Source organism: Acidovorax sp. CCYZU-2555 (assembly GCF_018413525.1).
GTDB lineage: Bacteria > Pseudomonadota > Gammaproteobacteria > Burkholderiales > Burkholderiaceae_C > Comamonas.
Genome location: NZ_JAHCDD010000064.1, coordinates 25,474 through 35,448, shown reverse-complemented (window position 1 = coordinate 35,448; position 9,975 = coordinate 25,474). Strand labels below are relative to the sequence as shown.

The window sequence follows — 9,975 nt, the reverse complement described above, 5'->3', positions numbered from 1 at the left end:
ACGCGAGCGCCACCTGACCGGGCTGTGCGTCCAGGCGCTGGGCCACGCTGTCGAGCGCCTGCAAGATGCCCAGGCCGCGCGGATTCAGATAAGTGCTCACGGTCTTGGCGCCGCGCGGGCTCTTGCCCGCATCGGCTTCGCTGCGGTACTTGCCCGTGAGAAAGCCCGCGGCCAGCGCGTAGAAATTGATCACGCCGATTTCCTGCGAAACGCACAGCGGCGCGAGCTCGCGCTCGAACACCGCGCGGTCGCAGAGGTTGTACAGCGGCTGCAGGCTTTCATAGCGCGGCAGGCCCTGGCGTTCGCTGGTCAGCAGCGCTTCCTTGAAGCGCGCGGCGCTGTAATTGGAGGCGCCGATCGCGCGCACCTTGCCCGCGGCGATCAGGTCGGCGTAGGCGCCCAGCGTATCGGCCAGCGGTACGTCGGCGTCGTCATCGTGGGATTGGTAGAGGTCGATGTAATCGGTCTGCAGGCGCTGCAGCGAAGCTTCGACCGCCTGGCGTATGTATTCGGGACGCAGGCCGACCTTGCCATCGCCCATGTCCTTGCCGACCTTGGTCGCGAGCACGACCTGCTGGCGCCGGCCGCTGCGCTGCAGCCACTTGCCGAGAATGCGCTCGGATTCGCCGCCCGTGTGGCCCGGCACCCAGCGCGAGTAGACATCGGCGGTGTCGATGAAGTTGAAGCCGGCGTCGAGCCAGGCATCGAGCAGCGAGAAGGACGTGGCCTCGTCCACGGTCCAGCCAAAGACATTGCCGCCGAAGCACAGCGGCGAAACCTGCAGGCCCGAACGGCCCAGTTGTCGAAGCGGGGGAGAAGAAGCGTTCATCAGCGTGTCCTTTGCATTGCGGATGTTTCCATTATGCAAATACGCTGCTGCGGGGCTAGCTTGTGGCCGTGTCGTCGGCGCTGCGCACGCCGGTGTGGAATTCGAGGCCCAGCACGCGCGCCATTTCGCTGAGCGTCGAGAGGCGCGGGTCCAGGCCGCCGCTTTCGAGGCGCTGCACGGTCATGCGCGACAGTCCTGCGCGCTCGGCCAGATCGGCCTGGGTCATCTGCGCGGCCTTGCGCGCCTGGGTGAGTTGTTCTATCAGCGGATGGGTCATCGGGTCGATGTTAACCCTCGCCAAGCACCGCCTGCCTGTTCAAGCAAACAGATTGAGCTTGGTGCCCAGCAAGCCAAAACGCGCGAGTTCAGGCTGCAGCAATGCCTGCTGCGTTGCGGGTGGAGCGGCCACGCTTTGCGCTGCGGCGCGTTCGCCACGGCGTATCACGGCCACGCTCTGGGCATCGACCACGCGCTGTTGTGACCAAGCCCGGCTGGCATTGTCGAGAGCGCGTTGATAGGTGATATCCATGGTAGCTGTGGCCTCGGTGGCGCATTGGTGAAAGTGGGTTGACTTTAGCGGTGCACCGCGCCCCACCATGGGCCGAAAAACGACCGGCCGACCCTGCTTTACCGGCTATCAGTCCAGGCAGTCGAGGCTGCTTTGCTCGCAGTAATGCGGCCCGGGCGTGTCGCGTGGCGCATGCACATGCGCCTGCACATCGCGCAGCGCCGTGCGCAAGCCTTCCTCTATCACCGGGTGGTAGAACGGCATCTCCAGCAGGTCGGCAATGGTGCTGCGCCGCGCTATCGCCCAGGCGAGCAGATGCGCCAGATGCTCGCCCGCGGGCGCGCACAGCTGGGCGCCCAGCAGTTCACCGCCATGGGCATTGGCATACAGTCGCAGCACGCCCTGGTTGCGCAGGCCCGCGCGCGCCCGGCCCTGGTGGGCGAAGTCGACGCCGCCTATTGCGACTTCGTCGCTCCAGTGCGCGTCGTAGGGCAGGCCTATGGATGCCACCGAAGGCTCGGTGAACGTGATCGCCAGCGGCGTGCGCCGCGCAAACGCGCGCGGCTCTTCGGCGACGGCATTGCTGCCCGCGATTTCGCCTTCGTCGACGGCTTCGTGCAGCAAGGCGCGGTCGGGGTTGACGTCGCCGGCCCAGAACACCGACAGCTGGCCCAGCTGCAAGGTATAGGGGTCGACGTCGGGCAGGCCGCGCTCGTCGAGCGTGAGCCCCAGGTTTTCCAGGCCCAGGTCTTGAATCGCCGGGCGCCGGCCGGTGGCGGCCAGCACGGCATCGACCTGGGTCGAGAAATCTCCCGCACCGATGGTGATGGCGCGCGCATCGAAGGCCTTGAGTTCGGGCAACTGGCCGAGCTGCAGCTGCATGCTGCTAGACATGCTCTGCACCAGCGCCGCATTGACCTGGGGATCGGCGAGTCCGGCAAGATGGTCTTCGCCGTGAAATGCCGTGACTTCAATGCCCAGATGGGCCAGCGCCTGCGCCATTTCCGTGCCCAGCGGGCCCAGGCCCAGCACGGCCATGCGCGGCGGCAGGTCGGCCTGTTCGAACAGCGTATCGGTGGTCAGCAGGCGCGCGCCCAGCGCCTGCCATTCTTCGGGCACATGCGGCCTGGAGCCAGTGGCGATGACCAGGCTGCGCGCGGTCAGGCGGCGCTGGCCGTCGACTTCGACGGTATGCGGATCGAGAATGCGCGCGCGGCCCGTGATCGCGCGCGGCCCCAGGTCCTGGGTGGATTGCAGCACGCCGGCCACGAAGCGGTCGCGCTCGGCGCGCACGCGCTGCAGCACGGCGGGAATGTCGGCGTGCAATTGCGCCGCGCCGCGCAGGCCGAACGCCTCGAACTGGTGGCGGCGGTGAAACGCGTGGGCCGCTTCGAGCAGCAGCTTGGACGGCATGCAACCCACGCGCGCGCAGGTGGTGCCGCCCGGGCCGGCGTCGATCAGCGCGAAACGCTGTGTATGCCGGCGCACCGCACGCAAGGCCGCGAGCCCGGCCGAACCGGCGCCGATGATGAGAACGTCGTAGTCGTAAGCAGGGGTCTGGGTCATGCAATCACTTTGCATGTCGGCCAGGCCCTGGCCTGTAGGCGGGCATGAAGCGCCCGGGCCGGACAAGGCGCCGCGCCGTCAGGCGTCGAGCCAGCCCAGCCGTCCCTGGCCGATATCGTTGAGATGCTGGACAAAGGCCGCGCTCGCGTCCTCGGGCATGCGCCACAACAGCGTGACCAGGCTGCCATGCACCACCTCGACCAGCTCGGCCTGGGCGGCGGCGATTTCGCGGCGCATCATGCCTTCGAGCGCGTAGGGCACGCTGCAGCGCAGATCGGTCATGCGCTGCAGCCGTATCTTGGGCGCGTCGAGCAATGCCTGGGCGACGCAGTCGGTATAGGCGCGCACCAGACCGCCCGCACCGAGCTTGACGCCGCCGAAGTAGCGCACCACGGTGGCGAGCACGCCTTCGAGTTCCTGGTGGCGCAGCACGTCGAACATGGGTCGGCCCGCAGTGCCGCTGGGCTCGCCGTCGTCGACGGCCGCCGACTGACCGCCCGCGAGCAGCGCCCAGCAGACATGGGCCGCGCCCGGGTGCTCGCGCCGCAGGCGGTCGACGACCAACTGCGCGCTGGCGCGGTCGGTCATGGGTTGCACGCAGCCGATGAAGCGGCTTTTCTTGATGATGAGTTCGCTGTGCGCAGGCGCGGCAAGAGTCTGGGGCATGGGGTTGCCGAGCTTAACCCACGGCGAAGAGGTGTTGCCGACGTGATTACTGGTATTTGTCCTACACGGGGAGTGGTTGCCGGAATCTATCCTTGAGGTCATAGGAGTGACCGTCCATGTCCAGTAGCCTACCCCCAACCCACGATCTGGCCGCGCACACATTTGGGCGCCACCAATTCTCGCCGCCGCCGCTGCCTGAAAATCTTGAGCGTGCGTCCACTGGGGCCGCGCTCACTGGAGATCAGGACAAGTTTTCTGCTCCCGTTCTGGATCTCGATCAGCGCATACGCAACGTAGGCGAATGGTGAAAACAGGCCCCCGCCGGCATTCGAGCCGGCGGTGCTGTTTTCGGCGCCTGTAAATTCCGCATTGACCCGCCCCGCGCATCGCCGGGGAGCCAAGACCCTGCTGCAGCAAAGCTACCTGTGTAAAAGTACACTGGCAGGTTCCAGTCCCCACGATCGCACGCCATGAACGCCCCCGTTGACGTTTCCTTTTTTGCCCGCGCCGCCAAACCGCTGACCAGCTATCGCCCTTATTGGGCCAAGCGTTTCGGCACGGCCAAATTCCTGCCCACTTCGCGCAAGGAAATGGAACAGCTCGGCTGGGACAGCTGCGACGTGATTTTGGTCACCGGCGACGCCTATGTAGACCACCCGAGCTTCGGCATGGCCGTCATTGGCCGGGTGCTCGAGGGCCAGGGCTTTCGCGTGGGCATCATCGCCCAGCCCGACTGGCAAAGCGCCGAGGCGTTCAAGGCCCTGGGCAAGCCCAACCTGTTCTGGGGCGTGACCTCGGGCAACATGGATTCGATGATCAACCGCTACACGGCGGACCGCAAGATCCGTTCCGATGACGCCTACACGCCCGGCGACGTCGCCGGCAAGCGCCCCGACCGCGCGGCCATCGTCTACAGCCAGCGCTGCCGCGAAGCCTACAAGGACGTGCCGCTGGTGCTGGGCGGCATCGAAGGCAGCCTGCGCCGCATCGCGCATTACGATTACTGGAGCGACAAGGTGCGCCGCTCGGTCGTGGTCGACTCCAAGTGCGATCTGCTGCTGTACGGCAATGCCGAACGCGCGCTGGTCGAAGTCGCCCACCGCCTGGCCGCGCGCGAGCCCGTTGACACCATCACCGACGTGCGCGGTACCGCCTTCGTGCGCCGCGCGTCCGAAGACGGCTGGTTCGAAATCGATTCGACCACGGTCGACGAACCCGGCCGCATCGAAGTCCACATCAATCCTTACCAGACGACCAGCGAACAGGCTGCAGCCCAGGGCAGCAGCTGCAGCAAGGAAGATGGCGAAGCCGCCGCGGCGTCCGCCATTCCTGAAATCGCGGGCCCGAGCTGCGGCACGGGCAAGAACGTGCCGGCGCGCCGCCAATACGACTCGCCGCTGGTCGCGGGCGTGGAAGAGGGCGATTCGGTACAGCCCATCCAGTTCGTCGCCAACCCCGCGCTGCGCAGCAAGCTCAAGGCACCGCCGCGCGACCACTCGGTGATCCGCCTGCCCAGCTACGAGCAGGTCAAGAGCGACCCCATTCTGTACGCCCACGCCAACCGCGTGCTGCACCTCGAGACCAACCCCGGCAACGCGCGGGCGCTGGTGCAGGCGCATGGCGAAGGCACGACGGCGCGCGATGTGTGGATCAACCCGCCGCCGATTCCGCTGACCACGGCCGAGATGGACTACGTGTTCGATCTGCCGTATGCGCGCTCGCCCCATCCGAGCTATGCCGACGAGAACGGCAGCCACGACGGCGCGACCAAGATCCCGGCCTGGGAAATGATCCGTTTCTCGGTCAACATCATGCGCGGCTGCTTCGGCGGCTGCACCTTCTGCTCGATCACCGAACACGAAGGCCGCATCATCCAGAGCCGCTCGGAAGATTCGATCATTCACGAGATCGAAGACATCCGCGACAAGGTCGCAGGTTTCACCGGCACCATCTCTGATCTGGGCGGCCCCACGGCCAACATGTACCGCCTGGGCTGCCGCACGCCCGAAATCGAGGCCGCCTGCCGCAAGCCCAGCTGTGTCTATCCAGGCATCTGCCAGAACCTGACGACCAACCACGACCCGCTGATCAAGATCTACCGCCGCGGCCGTGCGCTCAAGGGCATCAAGAAGATCCTGATCGGCTCGGGCCTGCGCTACGACCTCGCGGTACAGTCGCCCGAGTACGTCAAAGAGCTGGTGCAGCACCATGTGGGCGGTTATCTGAAGATCGCGCCCGAGCACACCGAGCAGGGTCCGCTGACCAAGATGATGAAGCCGGGCATCGGCAGCTACGACAAGTTCAAGAAGATGTTTGAACAGTTCAGCGAAGAGGCCGGCAAGAAGCAGTTCCTGATTCCGTACTTCATCGCCGCCCACCCGGGCACCAGCGATGACGACATGATGAACCTGGCCATCTGGCTCAAGAAGAACGGTTTCCGCGCCGACCAGGTGCAGACCTTCTATCCCAGCCCCATGGCCACGGCCACGGCCATGTACCACTCGGGCCGCAACACGCTCAAGCGCGTGCGCCGCACCGTACTGAGCGAAGACGAGTCGGTCGACATCGTGCGCGGCGAGAAGCGCCGTCGCCTGCACAAGGCCTTCCTGCGCTACCACGATCCGAACAACTGGCCGCTGCTGCGCGAAGCGCTCAAGACCATGGGTCGCGCCGACCTGATCGGCAACGGCAAGCACCATCTGATCCCTACGTTCCAGCCTATGACCGATGGCACGTACCAGAGCGCGCGCCGCAAGAACAGCACCGCGCCCGACAAGGCGATGGCGCGTCCCCAGGCGACGTCAACGGGCGGTCGCAGCGCCGCAGCGCCTGTCAAGGGCCAGCTGCTGACGCAGCACACTGGCCTGCCCCCGCGCGCGGGCACAGGTGCCAAGCCGGGCGCCAAGCCCGCGCTGCGTCCGGGCAATGCGCGTCCGGTCGCGGGCAATGCCCGCCCCGCAGCGGGCAAGCGCAGCGGCGGACGCTGAGCGCCGGCGCTGCGTGATTCGGGCGTCAGGCCGGAATCACATGCAGCGGAATGTCCTGCTGCTGGGCCATCTCCTGCAGATGCGCGACGGAGCGCTCGCCGACGAAGCGCGTGATCGCTTCGTGCGTGGTGGCTTCGCGCATCGTCGCCACATCGCCGAGCGCGGGCAGGCCCGCGGCCGCGCACAGGCGTGCGGCGAAATGCGGCTCGAGCGCGGCGATCGCCACCATGCCGTCCTGGCAGCGGTAGGTGCGGTAGCCCGCATGCGCGCCGCCGACATCGCCCTGGGGCGCCGACAAACCCCAGTGCAGCGGCTGGGCCAGCCACTGCGCGGCCTGGAAAAGACCCACATCGAGCAGCGCGCCCGCGCCTGAGCGCAGCCTGTGCATCTGCGCCTGCAGCACCGCTTCGCTGGCCATCAGCGCGCCCGTCATGTCGGCCATCAGCGACGCCGGCATCTGGCCGGAGTTCAGCAGCCCGGCTTCGGCCTGGTAGGTGATGTCGTGGCCGGGCGTGTCGGCGCCGTCGCCGGTGGCGCCAAAAATGCGCACCATCGACAGCTGCGGGTAGCGCTGCTGCAGCGTGTCCCAGTCGAGCCCCAGCTTGTGCAGCGCCGCGGGCCGAAATGATGTCAGCAGCACATCTGTGCGCGCGAGTTCGGTGTGCAGTTGCGTCTGTCCTTCGGGCGATTTGAGGTCGGCCTGCAGGCGCGTGATGCCCTGGTGCAAGGCGTTGTAGGCCTCGGGGCAGTAGGTGTGGACCGGATCGGCGCTTTCGCTGCCCGCGGGGGCCAGGGGTTCGAGCTTGGTGCATTGCGCGCCCATCGCCGCGCAGCGGCGCAGCGCGGCCGGGCCGGGCAGGTTCAGCGCCAGGCTCAGAATGCGCACACCGCGCAGCGGGTGCAGGGGCAGGGCCGACCAGGAAGAGGGAGTGTGCATTGTCATGACCTCAGGAGTTCGGCGTCCGCGTAACGCATTGGCGCCATGCCAATGTGTCGGGTTCATGTCTTTATACGCACATGCGCGGTCCCCGGCCCTTGGTGCAAGCCCTCATGCGGCTTGGCTTCGCTTTTCAGTCGAGCGCCGCGCCCAGGCGCTGCGAGATCGCGCGCGCGGCCTGCAGCAGCACGGGCAGCATCTGCGTCTGCATGACTTCGGCGCTGGTGCGATTGGCCTGACCGCTGATGTTCAGTGCGGCCACGGTCTGGCCGGCGCGGTTGGTCAGCGGCGCGGCCAGCGAGATCAGGCCTTCTTCGAGTTCCTGGTTCACGAGGCACCAGCCCTGGCTGCGCGCCTGGCGTATGCGCTGCGTCAGTTCGGGCACATCGATGATGGTGTGCTGCGTGAAGCGCTGCGTCTTGAGCGTCTGCAGGCGCGCTGCCAGTGCGTCGTCGGACAGGCCTCCCAGCAGCACGCGGCCCATCGACGTCCAGCACGCGGGCAGGCGCGAGCCCACGCCCAGGTTGGTGCGCATGATCTTGTGCGTGTGCACGCGCATCACATAGACCACGTCCAGGCCGTCGAGCACCGCGGCCGAGCACGACTCGCGCACCTGGTCCACCACGGTCTCCATCACCGGCTCGGCGAGGTTCCACAGCGGCATCGACGACAAATAGGCAAAGCCCAGCTCCAGGATGCGCGGCGTGAGGCGAAACAGCCGGCCGTCGCTTTCGACATAGCCCAGCGTCTGCAGCGTCAGCAGGATGCGGCGCGCGCCGGCGCGCGTGAGGCCGGGGCGCGCCGCGACGTCGCTGAGCGTCTGCTGCGGCGCGTCGGCGCTGAACGAATGGATCACGCCCAGGCCGCGTGCAAAGGATTGCACATAGCTGTCGCCGGGTTTGGGGTCTTGGGTCGGGGGCTGGACGGTCATGGGATGCCTCTCTATAATTCATTATACGAACATTTGTTCTTTAGGCGAACATTTGCCCGGATTTTTGATCCCCAGGAGACGCATTACATGATCAACAAGATTGCCGACTCGGTGGCCCAGGCGCTGTCCGGAGTGAAAGACGGCGCAACGGTACTGATTGGTGGCTTCGGCACGGCCGGTATTCCCATGGAGCTGATCGACGGACTGATAGAGCACGGCGCGCGTGATCTCACCGTGGTCAACAACAACGCCGGCAATGGCGAAGAAGGCCTGGCCGCGCTGCTCAAGACCGGCCGCGTGCGCAAGATCATCTGCAGCTTCCCGCGCCAGGTCGACAGCCAGGTGTTCGACGGCCTGTACCGCAGCGGCCAGCTCGAGCTCGAACTCGTGCCCCAGGGCAATCTGGCCGAGCGCCTGCGCGCCGCCGGTGCCGGCATCGGTGCCTTCTTCTGCCCCACGGCCTACGGCACCGAGCTGGCCGCGGGCAAGGAAACGCGCGAGATCAACGGCAAGCACTATGTGCTCGAATATCCGATCCACGGCGATGTGGCGCTGATCAAGGCCGAGCAGGGCGACCGCTGGGGCAATCTGAACTTCCGCATGTCGGCGCGCAATTTCGGTCCCGTGATGGCCATGGCCGCACGCCACACCGTGGCCACCGTGCATGAAATCGTCGAGCTGGGCCAGCTGGACCCCGAAAGCATCGTCACGCCAGGCATCTTTGTCAGCCAGATCGTGCGCGTGGACCGCGTCGCGACCCAGGCCGGCGGCATCAAAAAAGCCGCCTGAGCGGCGTCTGACAAGGAAAGAAGAACATGAGCAGCTATCAAAAACGCAGCAAAGACGAGCTTGCCAAGCGCGTGGCCGAAGACATCCATGACGGCGCCTATGTGAACCTGGGCATTGGCCAGCCCACGCTGGTCGCCAACCACATTCCCGCAGGCCGCGAAGTCATCCTGCAAAGCGAGAACGGCATCCTGGGCATGGGCCCGGCACCGGCCGCGGGCCAGGAAGACTACGACCTGATCAACGCCGGCAAGCAGCCCGTGACGCTGCTGCCCGGTGGCGCCTATTTCCACCACGCCGACAGTTTCGCGATGATGCGCGGCGGTCACCTCGACATCTGCGTGCTCGGCGCCTTCCAGGTGTCGGCCACGGGCGACCTGGCCAACTGGAGCACGGGCGAGCCCGGCGCGATTCCCGCCGTGGGCGGTGCGATGGACCTGGCGATAGGTGCCAAGCAGACCTGGCTGATGATGGATCTGCTGACCAAGAAGGGCGAAAGCAAGATCGTCCAGCAGTGCAGCTATCCGCTGACCGGCATCGGCTGCGTCAAGCGCATCTACACCGACCTCGCGACGCTCGAATGCACGGCCGACGGCCTGAAGCTCGTCGACATGGTGCCTGGCCTGACCCATGCCGAGCTCGAGCAGCTCGTAGGCCTGCCCATCCAGGCTTGACGCCGTTGCCGCTCCATCCACAGCCGCCCGCCAAGAGTGGCGTGTGGGGCGGCAGCCCCCCTTTTCCTTTCATACGACCCATTCAGGAGAC

Annotated in this window: 9 protein-coding genes and 1 pseudogene; 3 read left to right on the top strand and 7 right to left on the bottom strand. The window is 66.5% G+C overall.

Annotated elements, in window-relative coordinates; translation table 11 throughout:
• From KHY18_RS19965 to KHY18_RS19945, 5 genes and pseudogenes are all read right to left on the bottom strand, one after another.
• The coding region (locus KHY18_RS19965; RefSeq protein WP_213303935.1) for an aldo/keto reductase at window positions 1–829 on the bottom strand (829 nt) is incomplete at its 3' end.
• Between the two features lie 100 nt (window positions 830–929).
• Window positions 930–1,106: pseudogene (locus KHY18_RS19960) on the bottom strand (helix-turn-helix transcriptional regulator); the annotation flags it as partial.
• A gap of 39 nt (window positions 1,107–1,145) precedes the next feature.
• Window positions 1,146–1,358: a hypothetical protein gene (locus tag KHY18_RS19955; protein ID WP_213303931.1), complete on the bottom strand. Its 213-nt coding sequence runs from the start codon at window positions 1,356–1,358 to the stop codon at window positions 1,146–1,148.
• Between the two features lie 108 nt (window positions 1,359–1,466).
• Complete coding sequence (locus tag KHY18_RS19950; protein ID WP_213303929.1) at window positions 1,467–2,903, bottom strand: dihydrolipoyl dehydrogenase; 1,437 nt, start codon at window positions 2,901–2,903, stop codon at window positions 1,467–1,469.
• A 78-nt stretch (window positions 2,904–2,981) separates the two neighbouring features.
• Window positions 2,982–3,569: an IMPACT family protein gene (locus KHY18_RS19945; RefSeq protein WP_213303927.1), complete on the bottom strand. Its 588-nt coding sequence runs from the start codon at window positions 3,567–3,569 to the stop codon at window positions 2,982–2,984.
• Window positions 3,570–4,039: 470 nt separating this feature from the next.
• Between KHY18_RS19945 and KHY18_RS19940 the strand changes: the two genes are divergently transcribed.
• Window positions 4,040–6,556, top strand: a complete 2,517-nt coding sequence (locus KHY18_RS19940) for a YgiQ family radical SAM protein (RefSeq protein WP_213303924.1) — start codon at window positions 4,040–4,042, stop codon at window positions 6,554–6,556.
• A 25-nt stretch (window positions 6,557–6,581) separates the two neighbouring features.
• Here the strand turns inward: KHY18_RS19940 and KHY18_RS19935 are convergent, their stop codons facing one another.
• Both KHY18_RS19935 and KHY18_RS19930 read right to left on the bottom strand, forming a co-directional pair.
• Window positions 6,582–7,493 carry a CoA transferase gene (locus KHY18_RS19935; RefSeq protein WP_213303921.1) on the bottom strand — a complete coding sequence of 304 codons (912 nt, stop codon included), beginning with the start codon at window positions 7,491–7,493 and terminating at the stop codon, window positions 6,582–6,584.
• Window positions 7,494–7,626: 133 nt separating this feature from the next.
• Window positions 7,627–8,424: an IclR family transcriptional regulator domain-containing protein gene (locus KHY18_RS19930; RefSeq protein ID WP_213303918.1), complete on the bottom strand. Its 798-nt coding sequence runs from the start codon at window positions 8,422–8,424 to the stop codon at window positions 7,627–7,629.
• Between the two features lie 87 nt (window positions 8,425–8,511).
• Between KHY18_RS19930 and KHY18_RS19925 the strand changes: the two genes are divergently transcribed.
• Together KHY18_RS19925 and KHY18_RS19920 are read left to right on the top strand one after the other, a co-directional pair.
• The gene (locus KHY18_RS19925; RefSeq protein WP_213303916.1) at window positions 8,512–9,213 is read left to right on the top strand and encodes a 3-oxoacid CoA-transferase subunit A; all 702 of its coding nucleotides are present in this window, start codon (window positions 8,512–8,514) and stop codon (window positions 9,211–9,213) included.
• A 26-nt stretch (window positions 9,214–9,239) separates the two neighbouring features.
• Window positions 9,240–9,884, top strand: a complete 645-nt coding sequence (locus tag KHY18_RS19920) for a 3-oxoacid CoA-transferase subunit B (protein ID WP_213303914.1) — start codon at window positions 9,240–9,242, stop codon at window positions 9,882–9,884.
• Window positions 9,885–9,975: the final 91 nt, after the last annotated feature.

Coding starts and splice junctions, on each gene's coding strand:
- KHY18_RS19935 (WP_213303921.1), bottom strand. CDS start 7,493: ATGCACACTCCCTCTTCCTGGTCGGCCCTGCCCCTGCACCCGCTGCGC.
- KHY18_RS19950 (WP_213303929.1), bottom strand. CDS start 2,903: ATGACCCAGACCCCTGCTTACGACTACGACGTTCTCATCATCGGCGCC.
- KHY18_RS19940 (WP_213303924.1), top strand. CDS start 4,040: ATGAACGCCCCCGTTGACGTTTCCTTTTTTGCCCGCGCCGCCAAACCG.
- KHY18_RS19930 (WP_213303918.1), bottom strand. CDS start 8,424: ATGACCGTCCAGCCCCCGACCCAAGACCCCAAACCCGGCGACAGCTAT.
- KHY18_RS19925 (WP_213303916.1), top strand. CDS start 8,512: ATGATCAACAAGATTGCCGACTCGGTGGCCCAGGCGCTGTCCGGAGTG.
- KHY18_RS19920 (WP_213303914.1), top strand. CDS start 9,240: ATGAGCAGCTATCAAAAACGCAGCAAAGACGAGCTTGCCAAGCGCGTG.
- KHY18_RS19945 (WP_213303927.1), bottom strand. CDS start 3,569: ATGCCCCAGACTCTTGCCGCGCCTGCGCACAGCGAACTCATCATCAAG.
- KHY18_RS19955 (WP_213303931.1), bottom strand. CDS start 1,358: ATGGATATCACCTATCAACGCGCTCTCGACAATGCCAGCCGGGCTTGG.